Raw genomic sequence first — 25,853 nt, 5'->3', positions numbered from 1 at the left:
CTGCCTATGAGCAAAGGCATCGTCCTGCTTGCCGCCGGGGGGACCGGCGGCCATGTGTTTCCTGCGGAGGCCCTGGCCCACAAGCTGAAGGAACGCGGCTATTCCGTGCATCTGGTCACCGATAGCCGTGCCGAGCGTTATGCCGGCAAATTCCCCGCCGACGAAATCCACGTCGTGCCGTCGGCGACGATCGGTTCGAAGAACCCGGTTGCCGTCGCTCGCTCTCTGTGGACGCTCTGGAGCGGTATGCGGGCCGCCAAGAAACTGATCGCGCGTCTCAAGCCCGTGGTGGTTGTCGGCTTCGGCGGATATCCGACCGTACCGCCGCTGCTGGCCGCCACGCGCCTTGGCGTGCCTGCCATGATTCATGAGCAGAATGCGGTGATGGGACGCGCCAACAAGGCGCTGGCGAGCCGTGTGCAGGCGATCGCGGGCGGGTTCCTGCCTGAGGGCGGCGGGCAGTTTCCCGACAAGACGGTGACAACTGGCAATCCGGTGCGCCCGGCAATCATCGAGGCGGCGAAAGTGCCGTATTCTCCATCCAATCCCGGTGAGCCTTTCAATCTCGTCGTCTTTGGCGGCAGCCAGGGCGCGCAGTATTTCTCCAAGACGATGCCGACGGCGATTAGCTTGCTTGAGGACGGGCTTCGCGATCGCCTGCGCATCACCCAGCAAGTGCGGCCGGAAGATATGGGCATGTTGAGCGCCTGCGTCGCTCAACTGAAGATGGCTGCGGATACGGCGCCGTTCTTCACGGACATGGCCGAACGACTTGCTGCGGCACATCTCGTCATCTGCCGTTCCGGCGCATCGACAGTTTCGGAGATTTCCGTGATCGGGCGCCCGGCAGTGCTCGTGCCTTATCCGCATGCGTTGGATCACGATCAGGCGGCGAATGCGGCAGCGCTTGCGGCGACCGGCGGCGCCAAGGTCATTGCGCAGGCCGAGCTTTCGCCCGAGAAGATCGCTTCGATCCTCACCCACGTGATGAACGACCCGGAAAAGCTTGCCCGGATGGCCGCTGCAGCCAAGCAGGCGGGTAAACCCGATGCTGCGAACTTGCTTGCCGACATGGTAGAGGCTATTGCGGCACGACGTACAATTGCAGAGTTCAAGGGGAAACGCGCATGAAAATGCCGAAGGCCATCGGCCTCGTTCATTTCATCGGCATCGGCGGCATCGGCATGAGCGGCATTGCCGAGGTGCTCCATAATCTCGGTCACCGCGTGCAGGGATCGGATCAGGCCGACAGCGCCAACGTGCAACGTCTGCGCGACAAGGGCATCGAAGTCTTCGTCGGTCACAAGGCAGAGAACCTCGGTGACGCTGAAGTGGTGGTCGTCTCGACTGCGATCAAGAAAAACAATCCCGAGCTCGTGGCTGCGCGCGAAAAGCTGCTGCCGGTCGTACGCCGGGCGGAGATGCTTGCCGAACTGATGCGTTTCCGCAATGCGATTGCGATCGGCGGCACGCATGGCAAGACCACGACGACCTCGCTCGTGGCGACGTTGCTGGAAGCGGGTGGGCTCGACCCGACGGTGATCAACGGCGGCATCATCAATGCCTACGGCACCAATGCGCGCATGGGCGAGGGTGAGTGGATGGTGGTGGAGGCCGACGAGTCCGACGGCACCTTCCTGAAGCTCCCCGCCGATGTCGCTGTTATCACCAACATCGACCCCGAACACCTCGACCACTACGGCAACTTTGATGCCGTTCGCGCTGCATTCCGCCAGTTCGTCGAGAACGTGCCGTTCTACGGCTTCGGCGTACTGTGTCTCGACCATCCCGAAGTCCAGGCGCTGGTTGGCCGCATCGAGGACCGCAAGATCATTACCTATGGCGAAAATCCTCAGGCTGACGTTCGTTTCATGAATGTCCGTGTCGAGGGTCCGCGTTCTATCTTCGACGTCGAGATCCGCCGCCGGCGAACCGGACAGGTCATCAAGCTCGACAATCTCGTCATGCCGATGCCCGGACGCCACAACATCTCCAATGCCACTGCCGCGATCGCGGTCGCCAACCGTCTCGGCATGTCGAGCGAGGACATCGCCAAGGGACTCGCCTCCTTCGGCGGCGTCAAGCGTCGTTTCACTCTGACCGGTGAGTGGAACGGCGTACAGATCTTCGATGACTACGGCCACCATCCGGTTGAGATCAAAGCGGTGCTGCGGGCTGCGCGTGAGGCCTGCAAGGGTCGCGTGATCGCGGTGCATCAGCCGCATCGCTATTCGCGGCTATCGAGTCTCTTCGAGGAGTTTGCGTCCTGCTTCAACGACGCGGACAGCATTTTCCTTGCGCCTGTTTATGCCGCAGGTGAGGATCCTATCGAAGGGGTGAACTCCGAGGCACTGGTGTCGCGGATCAAATCCGGTGGCCACCGCGAGGCCCGCTTCCTGCCGTCCCCAGAGCTTTTGCCTGAAATGGTCGCAGAGATTGCAAAGCCCGGGGATTTTGTGGTTCTGTTGGGGGCTGGGAGTATCACGTACTGGGCGGCAGCGTTGCCCAAGCAATTGGAAAGCCTTTCGGGAATATCTGCATGAAACAGGTGAATGGGGAAAAGCTTCTTGCGTCGCTCGGCGGCAGTGTAAAGGACATCCGTGGAAGAATCACGCCGGATGCACCGATGGACCGTGTGACCTGGTTCCACGCTGGTGGTTTGGCGGAACTGATGTTCCAGCCGCACGACGAGGACGACCTTATTGCTTTCCTCAAGCTTTTGCCGGAAGAGGTTCCGGTCACTGTCGTCGGCGTGGGCTCCAACATTCTCGTGCGCGATGGTGGCATTCCTGGCGTCGTCTTGCGGCTTTCGGCTAAGGGCTTCGGCTCGGTCGAGCTCGCGGGCGAGAACCGCATCCGCGCCGGCGCGATCTGCCCGGACAAGCACGTCGCGGCCATGGCAATGGATAACGGCATCGGCGGCTTCCACTTCTACTATGGCATTCCCGGCAGCATCGGCGGCGCAGCACGCATGAACGCCGGCGCCAACGGCGCGGAGACGCGTGAGCGGCTCGTCGAGGTGAACGCGGTTGACCGCAAGGGCAATAAACATGTCTTGTCGAACGCGGACATGGGTTACTCTTACCGCCATTCGTCCGTGCCGAACGATCTGATTTTCACGTCGGTGCTCTTCGAAGGGTACGGCGAGGATCGCGCCAAGATCCGGGCCGAGATGGATGCCGTACGCAACCATCGCGAGACGGTCCAGCCGATCCGCGAAAAGACTGGCGGCTCGACCTTCAAGAATCCCGAAGGTCATTCCGCCTGGAAGCTGATCGATGAAGCGGGGTGCCGCGGGCTGGTAATCGGTGGCGCGCAAATGTCGTCGCTCCACTGCAACTTCATGATCAACATGGGGCAAGCGACGGGATACGATCTCGAATATCTCGGTGAACAGGTCCGCCGTGAGGTCTTCGAGAATTCCGGTATCAAGCTTGAGTGGGAAATCAAGCGTTTCGGCGTCTTCATGCCAGGACGCGAAGTCCGCCCTTTCCAGGGCGTAACCAGCGAATAGCCAGTGTCGGGAACGTTCCTGCAACGAGCGACCGGAAGTAGCTCGTTCCGCTTGTGCTATAGATAACAAAAAGGCCGCAAAATCTTGATTTTGCGGCCTTTTTGTTATCAATGCAGGTTAATTTCAGATTTCGTCGCGGCCCGAGGCCAGGATGCAGATCAGAGTGATGACAGCAGAGAGACCGAGATAGTAGCCGACATACTGCATGCCGTAGTTTGCCTGCAGCCAGGTGGCGATGTAGGGCGCCAACGAAGCGCCGAAAATGCCGGCAAGGTTGAAGGTGATCGACGAGCCAGTGTAGCGGACGGCAGTCGGGAAGGGCGCGGCAAGAGCCGTGCCGATTAGGCCGTAGGTCATGCCCATCAGCGCCATCGCAACGATCGCGAAGACCACGATGCTTCCTTCGCCGCCGGTCATCAGCCCGGGCAGGAAGAACGAGAAGATACCGATCAGCACGGTGGTGATGATCAGGACCTCGCGGCGGCCGAAGCGCTCCGCAAGCTTGCCGACGATCGGGATAAAGATACCGAAGGCGACAGAACCGACGATCTGAATCTCAAGCGCGTCGAGGAACGGGATCTTGAGGACCTTGACGTTGTAGGACAGCAGGTAAGCCGAGCCGATGTAGAACAGTACGAAGGTTGCCAGCGCCACGAAGGTGCCGAGGAACAGGCTGCGCTTGTGCTTGCGCAAGAGCACGGCAACCGGGACGGCTACACGCTCCTGCTTGTCGATCGCCTTCTGGAAAGCCGGCGTCTCGGTGATCGAGAGGCGGACCCAGAGACCGATGACGATCAGCAGGATGGACGAGATGAAGGGAACGCGCCAGCCCCAGCTGAGAAGCGCATCCTGAGACATGACCTGCAGCAGCAGCCAGAAGATACCCGATGACAGGAACAGGCCGACCGGCGCGCCGAGCTGCGGGAACATGCCGTACCAGCTGCGCTTGCCTTCTGGCGCATTTTCTGTGGCGAGCAGCACTGCACCGCCCCATTCGCCGCCGAGGCCGAAGCCCTGGCCGAAGCGGCAAAGTGCGAGCAGCAGCGGCGCGACGACGCCGATCGATTCGTAGGAGGGCAGAAGGCCGATCACAACCGTCGAAATGCCCATGGTGAGCAGGGCGGCGACGAGCGTCGTCTTGCGGCCGATCCTGTCGCCGAAATGGCCGAAGACCACGGCGCCGAGCGGACGGGCGAAGAAGGCGATTGAGAAGGTGGCAAAGGACGCAAGCAGCGCGGTCGTCGGGTCGCTGTTCGGGAAGAACAGCGTCGGGAAGACCAGCACGGCGGCAGTTGCATATACGTAGAAATCGAAGAATTCGATCGTGGTGCCGACGAGGCTTGCGATCAGAACGCGCGCCGGCGAGTTGACTTGCGCACTGTTCGATGAAGCGGGAGCCGGCGATACTCTGGATATCGCGTCTGACATTTTCATTCCAATTGGGATCATAGAAATGCCTGTGAAAGGCAGGCGGCTCTTAACGCAATTTTAATGCGGCGCAAATGCCCGCAGGGCAATAAACGAAAAAAAGATTAGTAGGCTTTGCATTTTCTCAGCTCATCGACGCCGCGCATAGTCACTTGACCAGAATCAATATGAAGCAGCGTTCCTCATGAACGCTCTGGTTGAGCGTGGGAGGGAAATATGCAGAAAAGTCTTATTGCAGAATTTCTTGGAACGTTCTGGCTCGTGTTTGGTGGATGCGGCAGTGCCGTGCTCGCCGCAGCATTTCCCGAGCTTGGAATTGGCTTTGTAGGGTTGCATTTGCCTTTGGGTTCACGGTCCTGACAATGGCTTTTGCCGTCGGCGGCATTTCCGGTGGGCACTTCAACCCGGCAGTTTCCGTTGGTCTTGCCGTGGCCGGCAAGTTCCCAGCGGGTCGCGTAATTCCTTATATTGTGGTGCAGGTTATTGGCGCGATCGTTGCCGCGGGTGTGCTCTATGCCGTCGCCAGCGGCCGGTTTCGAGCTCGGGGGTTTTGCCGCGAATGGTTATGGCGAGCATTCGCCGGGCGGCTATTCACTTTCTTCTGCACTGGTGATCGAAATCGTCCTGACGTCGTTCTTCGTCTTCATCATTTTAGGCTCGACGAGCACCAGGGTGCCGGCAGGTTTCGCGCCAATCGCCATCGGTCTTGCACTGACGTTGATTCACCTGATTTCGATTCCGGTCACCAAGACGTCGGTCAATCCTGCACGCTCGACAGGGCAGGCGTTGTTCGTCGGCGGCTGGGCCTTGCGGCAGCTTTGGCTGTTCTGGGTCGCGCCGCTTGTGGGCGGTGTTCTGGGTGGTCTTGTTTGGAAGTTAACGGGCGAGGAAGCCCCGAACTGATGCGATTTCCTTGTGGAAACCCCGCACGGCACGCGCCGTTGCCGCGGGGTTTTGCATCTTGCGCGGCCATGCCCTGGCGGCCTTCCGCGGCAAAAATTAACGAAAGTAAACACTTCATTAACCATAATCGGGCTCTAATACACCTGCATCACCGAACGAGATTCGGACGAGAAACAAGCTTGGTGCAAGCGTCGGAACTCAGTGTGCAGGTTATTTTTGGGGGTGTTGATGAGTCGTAAGCATGTCGCTGTCCTGATGGGTGGGTTTTCTTCGGAGAGGCCGGTAAGCCTTTCTTCCGGGACGGCGTGCGCGGATGCTCTTGAGGCTGAGGGCTTCCAGGTGACGCGGATCGACGTCGATCGCGACGTGTCAGCGAAGCTTGCTGCATTACGACCTGATGCCGTTTTCAATGCGCTGCATGGCCCCTACGGCGAGGACGGCACGATCCAGGGCGTCCTCGAATATCTCGAGATTCCTTATACCCATTCCGGCGTGTTGGCGTCGGCGCTTGCCATGGACAAGGAGAAGGCCAAGGGGGTTGCTGCCGCTGCCGGTATTCCTGTTGCTCAGTCCGAGGTGATCAATCGCTTCGCCTTTCCGGCAGAGCATCCGATGAAGCCGCCCTATGTTGTGAAGCCCGTGCGAGAAGGCTCCAGCTTCGGTGTGGTAATCGTTCAGGAGGATCAATCCCATCCTCCGCAGATCATCAGCTCCCCGGAATGGCGCTACGGCGAACAGGTTCTTGTCGAGCGCTACATCTACGGTCGAGAGCTGACTTGCGGCGTTATGGGGGATCAGGTGCTCGGCGTGACCGAGGTCGTGCCGATGGGGCATGGCTTCTACGACTACGATGCCAAGTACGTCGCGGGTGGATCGAAACACGTCATTCCGGCGGAAATTTCACCGAATATTTACCAAAAAATACAATCATTGGCGTTAAGGGCGCATCAAGCAATTGGTTGCCGTGGCGTCAGTCGCTCCGACTTTCGTTATGACGATCGCTTCTCCGAAGATGGCGAAATCATCTGGCTGGAAATCAACACTCAGCCGGGCATGACGCCAACCTCCCTGGTGCCCGAAATGGCCGCTCATGCCGGCTACTCGTTTGGGGAATTTCTCCGTTGGATGGTGGAGGACGCTTCTTGTTCTCGGTGACGGTTAAAAGAATAGGGCGCCCGAGTCATCAGGCGGCGCCTTCGTATCCCGAGGGTGATGGTCGGCTGATTCTGCCGCGCCCGTTGCGGCGTGTCGTTCGCTTTCTTGTCAGTCTCGGAAGTGGCCGCATCCACATTCCGGCTCATGTCGGGACGGTCTCCGCCTTGGCTTTCTTTGCCGCGACCGGTCTTTACGGCATGTCGCTCGGTGGTCACACCGAGGCCGTTGCACAGGCGACGACGACCGCTGCCGGCTTTGCGATCGATGACGTGAAAGTGTCCGGTAATTCCGAGACCTCTGAAATTGAGATTCTGCAGTTGTTGGGGCTGGACGGTACAACCTCGCTCGTGGCGCTCGACGTTGATGCAGCGCGCCAGAAGATTGCCAAGCTGCCCTGGGTCGAGAACGTCGAGGTTCGCAAGATCTATCCGAAGACGATCGAGGTGAAGCTCAAGGAGCGCCAGGCCTACGCCATCTGGCAGCATGGCCAGGAGCTTTCTCTCGTGGAGAAGGGTGGCTCGGTCATCGCTCCGCTGCGCGACAACAAGTTTTCGCAGTTGCCCCTGGTGGTCGGTCGCGGTGCTGAGGTTGCTGCAACCTCGCTAGAAGCCGAGTTCGCAAACTGGCCGGAGATCAAGGCGCGGGTGAAGGCCTACGTCTGGGTTTCGGGTCGTCGATGGGATTTGCATATGGACAACGGCATTGCGGTCAAACTGCCGGAAGACGATGTCGATCTGGCATTGGCGCGGCTGTCGAAGTTCATGAAGGAGCAGGACCTTCTGGAGCGCGATATCGCTGCGGTTGATCTCAGGCTCACCGACCGCACGGCAATTCAGTTGACGCCGGAAGCGATGGCGCGCCGGCAACTTGTGCTTGATCAGCGGACCAAGGATTTGAAGAAGGCGGGGCAAAATATATGAGCTTGTTCGGTTCGTCCCATTTCGGATTGCCGCGCCTGAAGCCGCTTTCGTCGAAGCGGTCCCATGTCGTTTCGGTGCTGGACATCGGCTCGACGAAGGTCGTCTGCATGATCGGCCGCCTGACCCCCCGCGAGGAAAGCCAGGTGCTGCCCGGTCGCACGCACAACATTGAAATCATCGGGATCGGCCATCAGCGCTCTCGCGGTATCAAGACGGGTGCGATTTCCGACCTCGATGCGCTGGAAAGCGTGATCCGTCTTGCCGTTGATGCCGCCGAGCGCATGGCCGGCCTGACCGTCGAGAGCCTGATCGTCAACGTTACTGCGGGTCGCTTGACGAGCGATATCTACACCGCAACCATTGATCTTGGCGGCCAAGAAGTCGAACTGAACGACCTCAAGAAGGTTCTGTCGGCTGCCTGCCAGCAGTCGCTGCGACAGGATCGTGCCGTGCTGCATTCGCTGGCGACCGGCTTCTCGCTAGACGGCGAGCGCGGTATTCGCGATCCGCTGTCGATGTATGGTGACGTTCTCGGCGTTGACATGCACGTCGTCACCGCCGAGCGCACTGCGCTGAAGAACCTCGAACTCAGCGTCAATCGCGCGCATCTCTCGGTTGAGGGAATCGTTGCGACGCCTTACGCTTCCGGCTTGGCTGCTCTCGTCGACGACGAAGTCGAGCTCGGCTGTGCTGCGATCGACATGGGCGGTGGCACGACGACGATTTCCGTCTTCGCGGAAGGTAAGCTGGTGCACACCGATGCCGTCAGCCTCGGAGGCCATCACGTCACCACTGATCTGGCCCGCGGTCTTTCGACCCGTATCGAAGATGCCGAACGCCTGAAGGTCGTTCATGCGTCCGCCATGCCGAATTCCTCGGACGAGCGCGAATTGATTTCGATCCCGCCGATTGGTGAAGACGAACGCGACCTGCCGACGCAGGTGCCGCGCGCTTTGGTATCGCGCATCGTCAGCGCCCGTATCGAGGAAACAATGGAATTGATCCGCGACCGCATACAGCGCTCGGGCTTCAGCCCGATCGTCGGCAAGCGTGTCGTGCTGACGGGTGGTGCGAGCCAGCTCACCGGCCTTGCCGAAGTTGCGCGCCGCATTCTTGCCCGCAACGTCAGAATCGGTCGTCCGATGGGCGTCTCGGGCCTGCCGACTGCAGCGAAGGGCCCTGCCTTTTCGACCGCCGTCGGTCTGATGATCTATCCGCAGGTCGCGGACCAGGAAACACATGCGTCACAGAGCGGTCTGCTCATGTCGCTTGGGGGAAATACCAGCCGCTTTGCCCGCATGGGGCAGTGGTTGAAGGAAAGCTTCTGATAATTGAGTGAATTGGCCGGCGTGGCGATGCGGCCATAAAGAGAAGGAACGGTAACATGACTATCAAGCTGCAAAAGCCGGATATCACTGAGCTTAAGCCGCGTATCACCGTGTTCGGTGTTGGCGGTGGCGGTGGCAACGCTGTCAACAACATGATCTCCGCTGGCCTCCAGGGCGTCGACTTCGTCGTTGCCAACACGGACGCCCAGGCGCTGACGATGACCAAGGCGGAGCGCATTATCCAGCTCGGCGCCAACGTCACCGAAGGTCTCGGTGCTGGTTCGCAGCCGGAAGTCGGCCGCGCAGCTGCTGAAGAGTGCATCGACGAGATCGTCGATCACCTGAACGGAACGCACATGTGCTTCGTCACCGCCGGCATGGGCGGCGGCACCGGCACGGGCGCTGCTCCGGTCGTTGCGCAGGCAGCCCGTAACAAGGGCATCCTGACGGTTGGTGTCGTTACCAAGCCGTTCCACTTCGAAGGCGGTCGCCGCATGCGGCTTGCCGAGCAGGGCATCCAGGAACTGCAGAAGTCGGTCGACACCCTGATCGTTATTCCGAACCAGAACCTTTTCCGCATCGCCAACGACAAGACCACCTTTGCCGATGCATTCGCGATGGCAGACCAGGTTCTCTACTCCGGCGTTGCCTGCATCACCGATCTGATGGTGAAGGAAGGTCTCATCAACCTCGACTTCGCCGACGTCCGTTCTGTCATGCGCGAGATGGGCCGTGCGATGATGGGTACCGGCGAAGCATCCGGCCAGGGCCGCGCTATGCAGGCTGCCGAAGCTGCAATCGCCAACCCGCTGCTCGACGAAACCTCCATGAAGGGTGCACAGGGCCTGCTGATCTCGATCACCGGCGGTCGTGACCTGACCCTCTTCGAAGTCGATGAAGCCGCGACCCGCATCCGCGAAGAAGTCGATCCGGATGCGAACATCATCCTCGGCGCGACCTTTGACGAATCTCTCGAGGGCATCATCCGCGTGTCCGTTGTTGCAACCGGCATCGATCGTGCGATCAACGAAGCCGCCGGCAAGACATTCCAGCCAGTCGCAAAGCCGGTTATCCGTCCTTCCGCGGCCGTCGCTCCGGCGCCGGCCGCAATTCAGCCTGCACCTGTCATGCAGCAGGCCCCGAAGCCTGTCGACCCAGTTGCGCAGGCAATCCGCGCGGCGGAGGTCGAAATGGAGCGCGAGCTTGAGATCCACGCCCCACGGGCAGCAGCTCCCCTTCAGCAGCCGGCGATGCAAGAGACCTTCCGTCCGCAGAGCAAGATCTTTGCTGCGCCGGAGGCCGCTCCAATCATTCGCCCGGCTCCGGTTCAGCAGGCCCCGGTTCATGCACCAGTCATGAGCCAGCCTGTTCAGCAGCCGGTTATCAGCCAACCCGCGCCGGTCATGCAGCAGCCGGTGGCCGCCCAGCAGGCCGTCCGTATGCCGAAGGTGGAGGATTTCCCGCCGGTCGTGCAGGCAGAGATTGACCATCGCTCGCAGCCGGCCGCTCCGTCTCACGCTCACGAGGAGCGTGGTCCGATGGGTCTCCTGAAGCGGATCACCAACTCGCTTGGTCGTCGCGAAGAGGAAGTTGCTCCGGAAATGACATCCGCTCCGGCAGCCGCGTCGCAGCAGCGCCGGCCGCTTTCTCCGGAAGCAAGCCTCTACGCACCACGTCGCGGAAATCTCGACGATCAGGGCCGTACCGTTCCACAGGCTCGCATGATGCAGGAAGACGATCAGCTTGAAATTCCTGCATTCCTGCGCCGCCAGTCGAACTGAGGCAACGGATAGAATCGCCACAAGGATGCCCGGGAGTACGCTCCCGGGCATTGCCGTTTCAAAACCTTGAATCCGGCGCTAATTGCCTTGTTATTTCAAGGACATGCTTTCGTAACAATGCGAAAGAAACAGTGATTTGGATTGGAACCCCGGCGCACGTATGTATGTGCTCAAGAAACCGTCCTCTTGCGCTTTATGGTGAGGCTTTGACGGAGTGAAATGAACCCTGGCAGATGGTTCGGCATGTTAGCCACAGCGGATCACCAGGGATAATAAAGGCAAAAATTTATGGTTATTGGCATGTTGGGTTTTCAAACGACAGTATCGCGCCCGATCGCGCTTTCGGGCATCGGGGTCCATTCCGGTGCTGACGTTTCGATTACCTTCAACCCGGCAGAAGCTGACACTGGCGTCGTCTTCAATCGCATGCATGAGAACGGCGAGGTTTCCGAATATCGTGCCGTGTCCTCGCAGGTCGGCAATACAGATCTCTGCACCGTTCTTGGTTTCTCGCCGGCGCGCTCGGTCGCGACGATCGAGCATGTCATGGCTGCAGTCTACGCGCTTGGTCTCGACAACGTCGTGATCGAGGTTGATGGCGCGGAAATGCCGATCATGGACGGCAGCTCGATGCCCTTTATCGAAGCGATCGAACAGGTTGGCCTGGTATCGCTTGGCGTGAAGCGCCGCTACATCCGTGTCACCAAGCCGGTTCGCATCGAGCATGGCGGTTCGTGGAGCGAGTTCCGCCCCTATGACGGCATGCGCTTCGAAGTCGAGATCGATTTCGACTGCCCGCTGATCGGTCGGCAGAAGTGGGAAGGCGACATGACGGCTGCGACGTTCAAGTCCGAACTGTCGCGCGCTCGTACCTTCGGCTTCATGCGGGATGTCGAGCGTCTTTGGGCCTCCGGCCACGCGCTTGGTTCGTCGCTTGAGAATTCCGTCGTCATCTCGGACGATAATACGGTTATCAATGTTGAAGGCCTGCGCTACGCCAAGGACGAGTTCGTGCGCCACAAAGCACTCGATGCCGTTGGTGACCTCGCGCTAGCCGGTGTTCCTTTCATCGGTTGCTATCGCTCCTATCGCGGCGGCCACAAGATGAATGCCAATGCTCTCAAGGCGTTGCTCAGCGATCCGACCGCCTACGAAGTGGTCGAGACGTCTGCGCCGCGTCAGCGCGTTGCTGCCCGGGACTTCATCCGGGTCAACGCACCGGAATTTGCTCCCTGGTCGGCATGACCTCCATCGCATTTACTAGGCCAGGGCCGCCTCCTTCGGGAGGCGGTTTCTTTATGGGGAACAGACTCACGGTGATTCCCCGATACATGTGTTGCCGCAGATGTTTAGCGACAACAGGCGCAGCTTTCGCGGTGTAAAACCGGTGTTTATCGCCTGCATCGCCACAAAAATGCGTTAATGCGTCATCATTGCGTTGCTCTGGCTCCACATTTGTGGCTAGAAACGCCAGCAAGGCGTGGCTGCCGTTGAGGGATGGCGGCGTTGGGATTGTTCCGATGGGTTATGCAGGGTCTGAAAGTATGATGAAGACAGCGCGCGCTTTGTTCGCATCGCTCTTGGTGCTGAGCGCAGGTGCCTTAATTTCCGGATGCCAGTCGGACCCCGATATCGATATTACCAAGCTCGGCGTCGAGAGCGATCCGCCGGATGTTCTCTACACGCAGGGCCTCGCCAACATGAAGGCCGGCAATATGGCCGAAGCGGCGCGCAAGTTCGACGCGATCGACCGCGAGAACCCGTTCTCGGAATGGGCGCGCAAGGCGCTCGTGATGAGCACCTTCGTGAAATACCGTCAGGGCCGTCTGGACGACGCTCTTGCCTCCGGTAACCGCTATATGGCGCAGTATCCGAAGTCGAAGGATGCTCCCTATGTACAGTATCTGATCGGCCTGACCTATTCGAAGCAGATCGTGGATGTCACTCAGGATCAGCGCGCGGCTGCGAAGACTGTTGAGGCCATGCAGGCGGTTATCGACAACTATCCGGATTCCGAATACGTCGATGACGCGCAGGCGAAAATCCGCTTCGCGCGTGACCAGCTGGCCGGCAAGGAAATGCAGGTCGGCCGTTACTACATGGAACGCAAGGAATATCTCGCGGCGATCTCGCGCTTCCGCACGGTCGTCGAGAAGTATCCGAATACCAACCAGATCGAAGAAGCGCTAGCGCGTCTTGTCGAAGCCTATTACGCCATGGGCATTGTCGAAGAGGCGCAAACGGCAGCTGCGGTTCTCGGCCACAACTATCCTGACAGTCAGTGGTACGCGGATTCCTTCAAGCTGCTGAAGAGTGGTGGCACCGAGCCGCGTGAAAACCCCGGTTCGTGGATTGCTGCCGCAGGCAAGAAACTCCTGCTCGGTACCTGAGGCCAATGCTGATCCAGCTTTCGATCCGCGATATCGTCCTGATCGAGCGGCTGGATCTCGCCTTTGAGACCGGCCTCTCGGTGCTGACCGGGGAGACCGGCGCTGGCAAATCCATCCTGCTCGATAGCCTTTCGCTCGCCCTTGGCGGGCGCGGAGACGGTGGTCTTGTTCGCCATGGCGAGGACAAAGGGCAGGTGACGGCTGTCTTCGACGTCGGCCCGGATCACGGCGCCCGCAAGCTGCTGCGCGAAAACGGCATCGATGACGATGGCGATCTTATTTTCCGTCGTGTCCAAAACTCCGACGGCCGCACGAAGGCCTATGTCAACGACCAGCCGCTCAGCGTTCAGCTGATGCGCCAGGCTGGACAGATGCTCGTCGAGATTCACGGTCAGCATGATGATCGTGCGCTCGTCGACACCCACGCCCATCGTATCCTGCTCGACGCCTTCGCCGGCGCGAACGAAGACGCTGCGGCCGTTTCCAACCTCTACCGGATTTGGCGCGATACCGAGCGGACGCTGAAGAAGCAGCGTGAGAAGGTGGAGAATGCCGCCCGCGAGGCGGACTATCTGCGGTCGTCCGTCGAGGAGCTGGAAAAGCTTTCGCCGCTGGATGGCGAGGAGGACGAACTCGCCGACCGTCGCCAAAAAATGATGAAGGCCGAACGAATCGCCGGCGATATTGCCGAGGCCTCGGAATTCCTCAACGGCAATGCTTCTCCTGTGCCGCACATCGCCTCGCTCGTGCGCAGGCTGGAGCGCAAGAGCCACGAGGCCCCGGGCCTGCTGGAAGATACCGTGGCGCTTCTGGACGCCGCTCTTGACCAGCTCTCCAATGCCCAGATGGAAGTCGAGGCTGCGCTGAGGAAGACGGAATACGATCCGAAGGAGCTCGAGCGCGTCGAAGAGCGCTTGTTTGCCTTGCGCGCCGCCTCCCGCAAATATTCCGTTCCGGTAACCGAACTGCCGGCGCTGGCGGTCCGCATGATCAGCGATCTTGCCGATGTCGACGCCGGCGAGGAAAAGCTGGCCAAGCTCGAAGCCGAGGTCGGTGTCGCCAGGGCGAACTATGACGCGGCGGCGCGGACGCTTTCCGACAAGCGTCATCATGCCGGCGACGCCCTGGCTGCTGCCGTCATGGCGGAGCTGCCGGCACTAAAGCTGGAACGTGCGCGCTTCATGGTGGAGATCACCACCAATCCGGAGGACGCGACCTCTGAAGGTATCGACGTGGTGGAGTTCCACGTTCAGACCAATCCCGGCACGCGTCCTGGTTCGATCATGAAGGTGGCGTCAGGCGGTGAGCTTTCGCGCTTCCTGCTGGCGCTGAAGGTGGCGCTTGCCGATCGCGGTTCCGCACCGACGCTCGTTTTCGACGAAATCGATACCGGGGTCGGCGGGGCGGTTGCCGATGCGATCGGTCAGCGGCTGAAGCGGCTTTCCGACCGTGTACAGGTGCTTTCGGTCACGCATGCGCCGCAGGTCGCCGCGCGGGCGGCAACGCATCTGCTGATTTCGAAAGGCCCCGCTGCCGAAGGTTCCGAGAAGATCGCGACACGCGTCGCGACGATGGCGCCTGGCGACCGTACCGAGGAAATCGCACGCATGCTGGCAGGCGCCTCGGTGACGGAAGAGGCGAGGGCAGCGGCTGCCCGGCTGCTGGCCGGGAACGGTTGAATTCTTGATCGCCGAATTGGGGAGAGGGCAAACGAGGACCTCTCGCTCTCTTTCAATCCACTCATTTTGCTCTAAAACCGACTCCAGATTCCGTGGAGCGAGAGCCGTATGTCGACCGAAGCCATAGCCGTTGATGCCCTGACGATCGAAGATGCCGCCGCCGAGCTTGAGCGGCTTGCCAAGGAGATCGCCCACAACGACGAGCTTTATCACGGCGAGGATCGCCCGGCGATTTCCGATGCCGAGTATGATGCACTGAAACGGCGCAACGACGCGATCGAGGCGCGCTTTCCGGAACTCGTTCGCGAGGACAGTCCGTCGCGGCGCGTCGGTGTCGCCCCTTCGGTAACCTTCGCGCCCGTTGTCCATGCGCGGCCGATGCTGTCGCTCGACAACACGTTCTCGCAGGAGGACGTGCAGGATTTTGTCGCGAGTGTCTATCGCTTCCTCGGCCGGCTGCCGGACCAGTCGATTGCCTTTACTGCGGAGCCGAAGATCGACGGTCTTTCCATGTCGATCCGCTATGAGAACGGCAGGATGGTGAGCGCGGCAACGCGCGGCGACGGCACAACAGGCGAGAACGTCACGGCCAACATCCGCACGATCAAGGAGATTCCCCAGACACTGCCTGCGGGGGCGCCCGCCATCGTCGAGGTGCGCGGCGAGGTCTACATGGCCAAGAGCGACTTCCTGGCACTCAACAAGCAGATGGAAGCCGAGGGCAAGCAGACCTACGTCAATCCCCGCAATACCGCTGCCGGATCGCTGCGGCAGCTCGACGCCAAGGTAACGGCGAGCCGCAAGCTGAGGTTTTTCGCCTATGCCTGGGGCGAAATGTCCGACATGCCCTCCGAGACGCAGTTCGGGATGGTCGAGGTGTTCAAGAGCTGGGGCTTTCCAGTCAATCCGCTGATGAAGCGGCTGAATTCCGTCGCCGATATTTTGGCCCACTACGATGAGATCGGCCTGAAGCGACCTGACCTCGACTATGATATCGACGGTGTCGTCTACAAGGTCGATAGCCTGGAACTGCAGCAAAGGCTCGGATTTCGTTCCCGCAGCCCGCGCTGGGCCACGGCGCATAAGTTCCCGGCAGAGCAAGCTTTCACGACTGTCGAGAACATCGATATCCAGGTAGGCCGCACCGGTGCGCTCACGCCAGTCGCACGGCTGACGCCAATTACGGTTGGCGGCGTCGTCGTGACCAATGCAACATTGCACAACGCCGATTACATCGAAGGCATCGGCAATTCGGGCGAACGTATTCGCGAAGTCGGGCACGACATCCGGATCGGTGATACGGTCGTCGTGCAGCGGGCGGGGGACGTTATCCCGCAGGTGCTGGACGTTGTCATGGAGAAGCGCCCCGCAAACGCCGCCAACTACGATTTCCCGCAAAAATGCCCGGTCTGCGGCAGCCATGCTGTGCGAGAGAAGAACGAGAAGACGGGCAAGCTCGATTCAGTCACGCGCTGCACCGGTGGTTTCATCTGCCGTGCGCAGGCGACCGAACATCTGAAGCACTTCGTCTCGCGCAATGCCTTCGATATCGAGGGCCTGGGGTCGAAGCAGGTCGATTTCTTCTTCGAGAGCGAGGATCCGTCACTGCAGATCCGAACAGCACCAGATATTTTCACGCTGGAGAAGCGGCAAGCTGGCTCGCTCACCAAGCTCGAGAACATTGAAGGCTTCGGCAAGGTTAGCGTCGGCAAGCTTTATACGGCGATCAATGAGCGGCGGAACATTGCACTGCACCGGTTCATCTATGCGCTTGGCATCCGCCACGTCGGCGAGACGACGGCCAAGCTTTTGGCGCGCTCCTACGGCACCTACACCGATTTCGAGGCAGCGATGAAAGCTGCCTCGTCGCTTTCCGGCGATGCCTGGAACGACCTCAACGCTATTGAAGGCATCGGTGAGATCGTGGCGCGCGCGATCGTCGAATTCTACAAGGAACCTCGCAATGTCGAGGTCATCTCGCGCCTGCTTGCTGAGTTAAACGACGGGACGCCCCTGCCGGCAGAGAAAGTCTCAGCTTCAGACAGCCCCGTCGCCGGTAAGACTGTCGTCTTCACCGGTTCGTTGGAGAAGTTCACGCGCGACGAGGCCAAGGCGCGGGCTGAAAGCCTTGGCGCCAAGGTCGCGGGGTCGGTGTCAAAGAAGACCGATATCGTCGTTGCGGGGCCGGGAGCGGGCTCCAAGCTCGACAAGGCGCGCGAGCTCGGTGTCCAGACGATGGACGAGGACGAGTGGCTGGCGCTCATCAGCGGGTGAGAAATCGGTTTTCGTCGACCTCAAAGCGTTCCTTTATCGCTTGATGCGCGCCATCGCATAAGCATCGACGTAGCTGCCGGCCCGGAAGGCGTAGGCACGAAGTATGCCTTCCTCTTCGAAGCCGAACTTTCTGTAGAGGGCGAGGGCGGCTTCGTTGTCGGTGTAAACGGTCAGCTCCAGGCGCATGACGTTCAGCCAGTTGTCCGCGGCGTCGATGATCGCCGCGAGCAGCGCGCTACCGATGCCGCGGCCGGTAAAATCGTCATGCACGCCCATGCCAATGCTGGCGACGTGGTTGCGACGACCACGATAGCGGGTCATGCCGATGTCGCCCACGATCTGCTCGTCAATCGTCGCGACGAGGCGCATCGCGTCCGGATTGCTGTTTTCGAGATGGCGGCGGGTTTCTTCGATACTCTGGTAGGGTGGACGCAAGGTCCCAGCGCGAAAGCCCGGCAGATTGACCAGCGTTGCCAGGGCTTCGGTGTCGGATGGACGGATGGCTCGGATCAGTAGTCCGACCGGTATTTTTCTGCGGCTTGGATTTTTCTGCATGCAACTCTCCTTTTCAGTTTGAGGAGAGCCGGTTTCCAAACCCTGCTCGCCTCGGCAGGGTTTAGGGGATGACGGACTGCTTCTAACGCACCATCGCTCCCGCCAACCCCGCAAGGGTGGTCGTCAGCACAAGCGTAGTGGTCATCGATCCGTTCATGGGCGCCATGTTTGGCAATCCGGTTGCGGATGTCAACCGCCGGATTTGCGCGGAGAGGGCGGGGAAGCTATGCCAGATCAATGCAATCGAATCGGAAATCTCGTTGAAAACCATTGCCATTGATTTCGAGACAGCCAACGAACAGCGTGGCAGTGCCTGCTCGGTCGGGCTGGCATGGATCGAGGACGGCAAGGTCACCCGCGTCGAGGAGCGGCTGATCCGGCCGAAGGAGATGCGCTTCTCCGGCATGAACATCGCCATCCATGGCATCCGGCCGGAGCATGTTGAGGACGCGCCGGAGTTTCCGGAGGTGATGGACGAGTTCCACGATGATTTCCGGGGCGCGACCATGATCGCGCACAACGCTTCTTTCGATTTCAGCGTGTGGCGCGCGAGCCTCGATCTCTATCGGCAATCCTATCCGGAATTGACCTATCTCTGCAGCCTGAAGATGGCGCAGAGGATCTGGCCGCACTTCCTCTCGCATCGGCTGAACATGATCGCCGAGCATCTCGGCCTGCGTTTCGCCCATCACAATGCCGGCGAAGACGCTGCCGTCTGCGCTCATGCGGCGATTGCGATGGCAAAGACAGTCGGGGCCGCAGCGGTCAACGCCATTCCGGCGCTGATCGGCATGAAGCCAGGGCGACTGACTTCAACCGGATACGAGGCCTGCACCTGCAGGAAGGCGTGAAGCCTTCCTTGTAAAGGCATCCCTCGCACTTACCTTAGATGCGGATCTAATCAGGGAATCGCCATGTCCGGAAAAAGCTACACCGCGCTCGCTGCCGCCTCGCTCATCGGCCTCTGCGCCGGCACGGCATCCGCTGATCAAGTCGGCAAGGTCGGGGTCGACTGGATCGGCAACGACATCATCATCGATGCGGTGGCTGACCCGCAAGTGAAGGGTGTGACCTGCCACGTCACCTATTTCGACCGCAGCGTCATCGACCGCGTGAAGAACGGCAACTGGTTCGAGGATCCCTCGAACAACTCCATCTCGTGCCGCCAGACAGGGCCGATCGAGATCGGCGACATAGATCTGTCGAAGGGCGGTGACGAAGTATTCAAGACAGGCATGTCGCTGATCTGGAAGAAGCTGGTCGTCAACCGGATCTACGACAAAGAGAATGACACGTTGATCTATCTCTCGCATTCCCGCGAACTGACCGACGGCTCGGCCAAGATGGCGATTTCCACCATCCCGCTATATGGGCAGAACGTCACGTGGAAGAACGGCAAGCCGCGATAGCAGCACGTCCGCGCTAGTCGCGACTTTTGGGGTGTGCCGGTAGCTCGTCGCAGATGACATCCCACGACACCTTTTCGGACGTCCAGACGTGAAAGGTTGGGTGATATGCATTCGGCTCGTCGAGACTGACGGTCATCATGTCGATCAAGTCGGGGTCCACATCGTTTTGATAACTGAGCGGAGAGCCGCACAAGCCGCAGAACGTGCGCACGACGCCCTTCGAAGAGGCGAAGGCCCGCGGAGCTCCTTGTTCATAGACCAGTGTTCGCACAGGGAAAGTGACGAACGGCAAGGTGGGAGCCGAAGCAACCTTTCGGCAGGTCTGGCAGTGACAGATGCCACTCGCCAACGGCGCTTCGTCAATTCTGTAGCGGATCGCGCCGCAGCCGCATCCCCCGGTGTGACGGGTCTTCGCCTCGCTCATGTTCCGTACCCCGTTGCTCTTCAAACACCCGCCCTGTGCTTTGTTCAGCCAAAGCTGTGCGGAACGCGCGGTGAGTAAATAGCCTGCAATGCGGCCCTAAGAATGGCATGCAGAAAAAAAGCCGCTCGCGCCGGTTCCGGCGCGAGCGGCTCAAAGTTCCCTTGGGATGGCGGGTTTTGCCGAACCCGCCGGTCTCGTCAAGCCGCCTGTGCCAGCTCGTCGGCAATGACTGTGTCGAGGTTCAGGAAGCAGACCATTGTCTTTTCGAGAGCCACGATGCCGCGGCAGAAGGCGCGCTGCGCTTCCGGAATGATCTCCGGCGCCGGCTGCAGGTCTTCGCTCTTGATGGTCATCATGTCGGAAACCTGCTCGACTAGCAGGCCGACGAGCTTGCCGGCGATATCGGTGACGATGATCGCAGAGCGCTCGGATGGCTCGGTCATCTTCATGCCGAGGCGGCAAGCCATGTCGATAACGGGGATCACCGCGCCGCGCAGGTTGATGAGGCCGAGCACGTAAGGCGGTGTGTGAGGCATCGGCGTTACCGGCGCCCAGCCGCGGATTTCGCGGATCGCCATGATATCGATGCAGAATTCCTGCTCTCCGAGATGGAAGGAGACGATCTCGAGATGCGAGCCGGTCTGGTTGATGATGGTGTTGTTCATGATCAGAATTCTTCCCAGTTGTCTCCGGCCGGTGCGGCCATGGCCCTGGCGGCTGCGCCGCCGCTGAATGCGCCCGCGACCTTGCCGATCAGGCTTCGTGCGGGAGATGGTTTCGGATGCGAGACTGCGGTGGCTTCCCGCGGCGTGGAACGGGCATTCATGCCCTCGCCGATCTTGAATGTCTGGATCAGGTGGATCAGGCTGTCGGCATCGGTGGCGAGCGCGTGGCTTGCTGCGTTCGTTTCTTCCACCATGGCCGCATTTTTCTGAGTGACCTGGTCCATCTGGCTGATGGCCGAATTGATTTCGTTCAGTCCGGTGGATTGTTCGCGCGCAGAGGTTACGATTGATTTAACATGCTCGTCGATGCGCAAAACATCTTCCCCGATCTGGCGCAACGCTTCACCGGCTGCCGTCACGAGTTCACCGCCTGCCTTTACTTCGGCACCGGATTTTCCGATCAAGGCCTTGATATCCTTGGCGGCACCGGCGGCACGACCGGCGAGTTCGCGGACTTCCTGCGCCACGACCGCAAAACCCTTGCCGGCTTCGCCTGCGCGGGCTGCTTCGACGCCGGCGTTGAGGGCGAGGAGGTTGGTCTGGAAGGCGATCTCATCGATGACGTTGATGATCGTTCCGATCTCGCGCGAGGCCGTGGCGATTCGCTCCATGGCGGCCATGGCGTCGGTGACGACCACATCTGATTTCGTCGTGTTCTGTCGGGTATGGGCCACCATGTGGCTGACTTCCTCGGCACGGCTGGCAGCGTTGCGGACCGTTGCCGTGATCTGATCGAGGGCCGCGGAGGTTTCCTCGAGCGAGGCGGCCTGCTGTTCCGTGCGCTTTGCAAGGTCGTCGGCCGCCGAGCGCATCTGCTGACTGTTCGCCTGAATGGAGACGCCGTTCTGGGAGATTCCGGCCATCGTCTGGCGGAGGGTGGCTGTGGCCAGATTGAAGTCGCTGCGGAGGCGTTCCAGTTCCTGCTTGAAAGGCTGCTCGATGGTGACAGTCACGTCACCGCCGGCGAGCCGTGTAAGGCCATGGCCCAGTGCATTTACCGCATTGTTGAGGGCTTCGGTATCCGCCAGTTTTGCCGCTTCGCGGCTGCGGCGTTCGGCATCGCTCTGCTGGCGTTCGCTTTCGCTCCGCGCTTGGAGTTCCAGCTTCTCGACTGCGGCGAGGCGAAAGCTCTCGGCGGCGCGCGCCATGTCGCCGATCTCGTCGCCACGGTCGGTGGCGGGAACATGGCTATCGAGATCGCCACGCATGATCCCCTGCATGCTCTTGCGCACGCCCTCGATGCCGCGGCGAATGGCACCACCATGGATGTACTGCAGGATCGCCATCGTCAGTATGGCCACGACGCCAAGTGCGAGCTGGATCTGGATCGCCTGCTGCGAGATCGCGTCCGCGTCATCAATCCGCTTCTTGGCTAGTTCGCCGCCTTCGCGCGCGAGCTTGTCCAGTGTCGAGCCCACCTTGTCGCCGCCGCCGTCGATGGCGTCATCCAGCTTGTCGAATTCGCTGTCTGGCGCGCCTGATTCGACGGCAGCCTTTAGGTTTCCGACAATGTTCTGCCCGAGGGCCGCCACGTCAGCATCGTAGGTAGACAGCAGGTCTCCTGCGTTCAGCTCTTCTCCCAGGCGATGCATCTCCTTGGAGCTGCTCTGCAACTCACTGATTGCATCGTTCATCAGTTTCAAGCGTTCGGGCTTGACGCTGCGATCGCCGCGATCGACGATGGTGTCCATGGCGGCAAGAATGAGAGTAAGGTTTGCGGCGCGCATCTCGTTGATGTGGTCTACACTGGCCTGGATCTCGTTGGCGTGCCTCAGAGCGAGATCGGCGCCCGAGTTCTGGTACCAACCAACCCCAAGCATCGAACCGAAGCCAATGAACGCCGCACCGGCCAGTGTCCACAAACGTTGGCCTACAGAGAGGCTCTTGCGCACTTTCATATCAGTCATTTGACGATCATCCCCCTCCGCGATGAGACGCGGCATGCATCTGGCGCTCACGCGGATAGCCGGGGTTGAAGTGCCAGGCAGACGTCATGTCACGAGAACGGCGGGCGTTCTATCCATGGCTAAATATAGAGGTGTATTTTTAAGTATTTGCTAACTCTCAAAGATTGCAGGCGCCCTTGATTAATTTGGTAGGTATTTGAAAATATTTTATTTTCCTGTCGGGATTGCGCTTTTTCCGTGTGTCGGTGGGGCAATCGGTCGCCTTTGGGAAAACGTCTTGTTGAATTGCGTCCCGGAGAACGAGGCGATATCACGCGGGAGGCGGGAATGATCCCGATCTCAGAGGTTCGATAGATGAAGACTGTCCGCATAGCGGTCTGGGTTGCGGTGTTGCTAATGGCCGGAATTCTCGGCTGGCTGACGCTCAATGTCACCAAAACAAACGAGGCGATCTCCGAGGGACCGTTCGGCGTGCCTTTCACGCTGGTCGGCCAGGACGGCAAGCCGATCACCGAGCAGGCCTTCCGCGGCAAGCCGACGGCACTCTTCTTTGGCTTCACGCATTGCCCAGAAGTTTGCCCGACGACTCTGTTTGAAATGAACGGTTGGCTGGAGAAGGTAGATCCTGAAGGCAAAAAGCTGCAGGCCTATTTCGTGACTGTCGATCCCGAGCGCGATACACCCGAAGTCATGAACGAGTACGTCTCCAATGTCTCCAAGCGGATCGTCGGCATTACTGGCGCTCCCGACAAAGTTGCCGACGTCATCAAGGGTTACCGGGTTTACGCCAAGAAGGTTCCGGTGGACGAAAGCAAACCGGACGGCGACTACACGATGGACCACACTGCCTCCGTCTTCCTGCTCGATTCAGCAGGGCGGTTCTCCGGGACCATCGCCTATGGCGAAAATCCCGATACGGCTGTAAAAAAACTGGAGAACCTCGTCAGCAAGGGATGACGGCATGGCGTCAGGGCATCGCAGCATCTTGATCGCCGGGGCCGGTGCGACTGGTCTGACTGCCGCTCTTGAACTGGCCCGGCGCGGACACCTTCCGCGCATCGTCGATAGCGATGCCGGGCCTGTGTCGCTCACGGAAAGCCGCGCACTTGGCGTCAATGCAAGGACGCTGACGCTGCTTTCACCCTCCCGCGTGACCGATGCCATACTGCAAGAAGCGCAGCAGATCGCGCGGTTCCGGATCACGGCTAAGGCGAGACAGCTAGTCGACCTCGACACGACCAGGCTTCGCGGTCCCTACGGCGCGATCTACGCATTGGCGCAGGGACATACAGAGCGCTTGCTGCTTGGCAAGCTCTCCGATTACGAGATCGTTCCGGAGTGGCAAACCGTCGTGGAGACGGTTTCCGGCGACCTTGCGAAACCGCAGGTGACGCTGCGAAAGGCTAACGGCTCGGTGGAAACCACCGATTTCGATGTCGTGATCGGGGCGGACGGATCCCATTCGGCGGTGCGCAAAGCCGTGGGCATCGATTTTCCTGGGCAGTCGCTGGAGAGCAGCTTCTATCTGGCCGACTTTCGTTATGCTGCGCCGATCGATCCGGGCTTTGCCGAGATCAGCTTGGTCGATCCCGGTATCATCGGGCGTATTCCTGTTACGCGCGATGTGCTGCGCTACATCTCGACGCTCCCGGATTTCGAAAGCCGCATTCAACATCCCGCGCCTGTCGCCGAGCGCGTATGGGCATCCGATTTTCGAATTCACTTCCGCCACGTCGACGCGATGGCAAAGGGCAATGTGTTTCTGGCCGGCGATGCCGCGCACGTACATTCGCCAGCCGGTGCGCGCGGGATGAACCTTGGGATTGAGGACGCATGCTGGCTCGCCTGGCTAATCTCCGAGGGGCGGGAGAGAGAGTATACCGAACTCAGGATGCCGGCCGTCAAAACAGTGCTGAAGCAGACGTATCAGTTGACATCGTTAATCACCATGAGCAATCCGATAGCAATCGCGATCCGCAATCTTGCCGTGCCGCTGATTTTGCGGATACCGGCGTTCTCGCAAAAATTGCTCCGCAGCGTGTCGGGATATGATACGCAGTCGCCGCCCTGGATCGATGGCGCCCTATAGAAGAAAGACGGACTGTGAGTGAAATACGCCTTTATGTGACGACGACCGAAGTGCAGGCAGGTGAGATTCTGGACCTGCTGTCCGATGTCTTCGGCGAAGAAGACTTCGCCATCGCGACGACTGAGATCGATGAGAAGAAGGACATTTGGGAAGCCTCGGTCTACATGATGCGCGAGGACGAGGCGCAAGTTCGGGCTCGTGTCGAGGAAGCACTGAAGACGAGCTTTCCCGACGCTAAGGTCAAACGTGAGATTATCCCGGATGTCGATTGGGTCGCGAAATCACTCGAGGGGCTGAAGCCGGTTCGGGCAGGGCGGTTTCTTGTCCATGGCTCACACGACCGCGACAAGGCGCGGCCTGGCGACATTGCTATCGAGATCGATGCGGGCCAGGCATTCGGTACCGGTCACCATGGGACAACGGCCGGATGCCTAGAGACGATCGATCGTGTTCTTCGCTCCCGCCCGGTACGGAATGCGCTCGACCTCGGAACCGGCAGCGGCGTTCTGGCGATTGCCGTAAGGAAGCTGCGGAACATTCCGGTTCTCGCCACCGATATCGACCCGATCGCAACGCGGGTCGCGGCCGAGAACATCAGAAGCAATGGGATCGCGTCGGGTATTTCAACGGCGACGGCGCCGGGGTTTCACTCGACCACGTTTGCGGCCAACGGTCCTTTCGATCTGATCATCGCCAATATCCTGGCGCGACCGTTGATCAAAATGGCGCCACAGCTCGTCAATCACCTGGCGCCCGGCGGTTCCGTTATCCTCTCCGGTATTCTGGCCTCGCAGCGCTGGAAGGTACTGGCGGCCTATAATGGTGCGCATTTGCGGCATGTCCGCACGATCTGGCGCAACGGTTGGGTGACGATCCATCTCGACCGCCCCTGAGATGGGCAAAAGAAAAGGCGGTGCCAATGGCACCGCCTTGAGACCAGTTTCCCGGTCATGCCCGCGAGCTCGAAGGAGGAGGAGCGCTCGAGCGGGCTTCCACTTGTTCTGATCGCCGGTCCCGTGAGGGAGGAGGAGAAGGGAGCGGCGAGTTGCTCAGAACGCGTAGCTGGTTGCGACCTGATGGCGCGTAACCTTTTGGCCGGCGCCGAGCATCTTGAGGGTATCCTCATGCAGCGGACGGCGCGAGCCGATGATGTGACGCACAGTCTGGCGCTCGCCAGCCTGCACCGGGCTGCTGTAAGCGAAGCGCGACAGAGGGGCAGTCATATCTGAATTCCTTTTGTTTCGTTTCAGGTTCGTCTCGAACCCGTTTGATGGCGCCTATATAGCGATTTAGAAAAGCTGAGGGAGAGGGTTTCATTCATGGGAGCCATGCGTTGAATGCATAAAGCGTGCCAGTTTCTGAATCGGCGCCT

The 25,853-nt window shown here is 60.1% G+C and carries 22 protein-coding genes and 1 pseudogene; 17 read left to right on the top strand and 6 right to left on the bottom strand.

Going from position 1 to position 25,853, the window contains the following annotated elements; translation table 11 throughout:
* Positions 1-6 precede the first annotated feature (6 nt).
* From murG to murB, 3 genes are read left to right on the top strand one after another with little or no spacing between them, the layout of a single operon-like run.
* Positions 7-1,131 (top strand): undecaprenyldiphospho-muramoylpentapeptide beta-N-acetylglucosaminyltransferase, encoded by a 1,125-nt coding sequence (gene murG / locus NBG89_RS09795; RefSeq protein WP_431319808.1) that lies wholly within the window; start codon positions 7-9, stop codon positions 1,129-1,131.
* Positions 1,128-2,543: a UDP-N-acetylmuramate--L-alanine ligase gene (murC, locus tag NBG89_RS09790; RefSeq protein WP_088691957.1), complete on the top strand. Its 1,416-nt coding sequence runs from the start codon at positions 1,128-1,130 to the stop codon at positions 2,541-2,543. Before murG ends, murC begins: the two co-directional genes overlap by 4 nt.
* Complete coding sequence (gene murB, locus NBG89_RS09785; protein ID WP_088691958.1) at positions 2,540-3,514, top strand: UDP-N-acetylmuramate dehydrogenase; 975 nt, start codon at positions 2,540-2,542, stop codon at positions 3,512-3,514. The genes murC and murB overlap by 4 nt, the downstream gene beginning before the upstream one ends.
* Positions 3,515-3,637: 123 nt before the next feature.
* Here the strand turns inward: murB and NBG89_RS09780 are convergent, their stop codons facing one another.
* Positions 3,638-4,942: an MFS transporter gene (locus NBG89_RS09780; RefSeq protein ID WP_431319807.1), complete on the bottom strand. Its 1,305-nt coding sequence runs from the start codon at positions 4,940-4,942 to the stop codon at positions 3,638-3,640.
* 216 nt (positions 4,943-5,158) lie between these two features.
* Here NBG89_RS09780 and aqpZ point away from each other — a divergent pair.
* The 9 genes and pseudogenes from aqpZ (at position 5,159) to ligA (ending at position 17,372) form a co-directional block, all read left to right on the top strand.
* Positions 5,159-5,845: pseudogene (gene aqpZ, locus NBG89_RS09775) on the top strand (aquaporin Z).
* A 228-nt stretch (positions 5,846-6,073) separates the two neighbouring features.
* Positions 6,074-7,000, top strand: a complete 927-nt coding sequence (locus NBG89_RS09770) for a D-alanine--D-alanine ligase (protein ID WP_431319806.1) — start codon at positions 6,074-6,076, stop codon at positions 6,998-7,000.
* Positions 6,988-7,920: a cell division protein FtsQ/DivIB gene (locus NBG89_RS09765; RefSeq protein WP_431319805.1), complete on the top strand. Its 933-nt coding sequence runs from the start codon at positions 6,988-6,990 to the stop codon at positions 7,918-7,920. Before NBG89_RS09770 ends, NBG89_RS09765 begins: the two co-directional genes overlap by 13 nt.
* Positions 7,917-9,248 carry a cell division protein FtsA gene (ftsA, locus tag NBG89_RS09760; protein ID WP_018858330.1) on the top strand — a complete coding sequence of 444 codons (1,332 nt, stop codon included), beginning with the start codon at positions 7,917-7,919 and terminating at the stop codon, positions 9,246-9,248. The genes NBG89_RS09765 and ftsA overlap by 4 nt, the downstream gene beginning before the upstream one ends.
* Positions 9,249-9,304: 56 nt before the next feature.
* Positions 9,305-11,029, top strand: a complete 1,725-nt coding sequence (gene ftsZ, locus NBG89_RS09755) for a cell division protein FtsZ (RefSeq protein WP_431319804.1) — start codon at positions 9,305-9,307, stop codon at positions 11,027-11,029.
* Positions 11,030-11,317: 288 nt separating this feature from the next.
* Positions 11,318-12,274 (top strand): UDP-3-O-acyl-N-acetylglucosamine deacetylase, encoded by a 957-nt coding sequence (gene lpxC / locus NBG89_RS09750; protein WP_431319803.1) that lies wholly within the window; start codon positions 11,318-11,320, stop codon positions 12,272-12,274.
* Between the two features lie 275 nt (positions 12,275-12,549).
* Entirely contained in the window at positions 12,550-13,419 is an 870-nt protein-coding gene (locus NBG89_RS09745) for an outer membrane protein assembly factor BamD (RefSeq protein WP_431319802.1), read from the top strand.
* A 5-nt stretch (positions 13,420-13,424) separates the two neighbouring features.
* On the top strand, positions 13,425-15,098 hold the full coding sequence (recN, locus tag NBG89_RS09740; RefSeq protein ID WP_431319801.1) for a DNA repair protein RecN: 1,674 nt from the start codon (positions 13,425-13,427) through the stop codon (positions 15,096-15,098).
* Between the two features lie 108 nt (positions 15,099-15,206).
* Positions 15,207-17,372 (top strand): NAD-dependent DNA ligase LigA, encoded by a 2,166-nt coding sequence (gene ligA, locus NBG89_RS09735; RefSeq protein WP_431319800.1) that lies wholly within the window; start codon positions 15,207-15,209, stop codon positions 17,370-17,372.
* Positions 17,373-17,405: 33 nt separating this feature from the next.
* Here the strand turns inward: ligA and NBG89_RS09730 are convergent, their stop codons facing one another.
* On the bottom strand, positions 17,406-17,927 hold the full coding sequence (locus NBG89_RS09730) for a GNAT family N-acetyltransferase (RefSeq protein ID WP_431319799.1): 522 nt from the start codon (positions 17,925-17,927) through the stop codon (positions 17,406-17,408).
* 260 nt (positions 17,928-18,187) lie between these two features.
* On the opposite strand from NBG89_RS09730, the gene NBG89_RS09725 reads away from it, so the two are divergent.
* The gene (locus NBG89_RS09725) at positions 18,188-18,778 is read left to right on the top strand and encodes a 3'-5' exonuclease (RefSeq protein ID WP_088692060.1); all 591 of its coding nucleotides are present in this window, start codon (positions 18,188-18,190) and stop codon (positions 18,776-18,778) included.
* A 63-nt stretch (positions 18,779-18,841) separates the two neighbouring features.
* A complete protein-coding gene (locus tag NBG89_RS09720; RefSeq protein ID WP_431319798.1) occupies positions 18,842-19,336 on the top strand; it encodes a CreA family protein in 495 nt (164 codons plus the stop codon).
* Between the two features lie 13 nt (positions 19,337-19,349).
* On the opposite strand, the gene NBG89_RS09715 is transcribed toward NBG89_RS09720, so the two are convergent.
* From NBG89_RS09715 to NBG89_RS09705, 3 genes are all read right to left on the bottom strand, one after another.
* Complete coding sequence (locus NBG89_RS09715) at positions 19,350-19,760, bottom strand: GFA family protein (protein WP_431319797.1); 411 nt, start codon at positions 19,758-19,760, stop codon at positions 19,350-19,352.
* Between the two features lie 197 nt (positions 19,761-19,957).
* Positions 19,958-20,425 (bottom strand): chemotaxis protein CheW, encoded by a 468-nt coding sequence (locus NBG89_RS09710; protein ID WP_007534808.1) that lies wholly within the window; start codon positions 20,423-20,425, stop codon positions 19,958-19,960.
* A gap of 2 nt (positions 20,426-20,427) precedes the next feature.
* Positions 20,428-22,392 carry a methyl-accepting chemotaxis protein gene (locus NBG89_RS09705; RefSeq protein ID WP_431319796.1) on the bottom strand — a complete coding sequence of 655 codons (1,965 nt, stop codon included), beginning with the start codon at positions 22,390-22,392 and terminating at the stop codon, positions 20,428-20,430.
* A gap of 354 nt (positions 22,393-22,746) precedes the next feature.
* Here NBG89_RS09705 and NBG89_RS09700 point away from each other — a divergent pair, with 354 nt between their 5' ends.
* Genes NBG89_RS09700 through NBG89_RS09690 form a run of 3 tightly spaced genes read left to right on the top strand, consistent with a single transcriptional unit; the run spans position 22,747 to position 25,374 of the window.
* Positions 22,747-23,349, top strand: coding sequence for an SCO family protein (locus tag NBG89_RS09700; RefSeq protein ID WP_431319795.1), 603 nt, complete (start codon positions 22,747-22,749; stop codon positions 23,347-23,349).
* 4 nt (positions 23,350-23,353) lie between these two features.
* Positions 23,354-24,481 carry an FAD-dependent oxidoreductase gene (locus tag NBG89_RS09695; protein ID WP_431319794.1) on the top strand — a complete coding sequence of 376 codons (1,128 nt, stop codon included), beginning with the start codon at positions 23,354-23,356 and terminating at the stop codon, positions 24,479-24,481.
* A gap of 14 nt (positions 24,482-24,495) precedes the next feature.
* A complete protein-coding gene (locus tag NBG89_RS09690) occupies positions 24,496-25,374 on the top strand; it encodes a 50S ribosomal protein L11 methyltransferase (RefSeq protein WP_431319793.1) in 879 nt (292 codons plus the stop codon).
* 156 nt (positions 25,375-25,530) lie between these two features.
* Here the strand turns inward: NBG89_RS09690 and NBG89_RS09685 are convergent, their stop codons facing one another.
* On the bottom strand, positions 25,531-25,704 hold the full coding sequence (locus NBG89_RS09685) for a hypothetical protein (RefSeq protein ID WP_183754615.1): 174 nt from the start codon (positions 25,702-25,704) through the stop codon (positions 25,531-25,533).
* Positions 25,705-25,853: the final 149 nt, after the last annotated feature.

The sequence above is a fragment of the Rhizobium sp. YTU87027 genome (assembly GCF_050644135.1).
In the GTDB taxonomy this organism is placed as follows: Bacteria; Pseudomonadota; Alphaproteobacteria; order Rhizobiales; family Rhizobiaceae; genus Rhizobium.
This window is presented reverse-complemented; position numbering and strand designations above follow the sequence as displayed.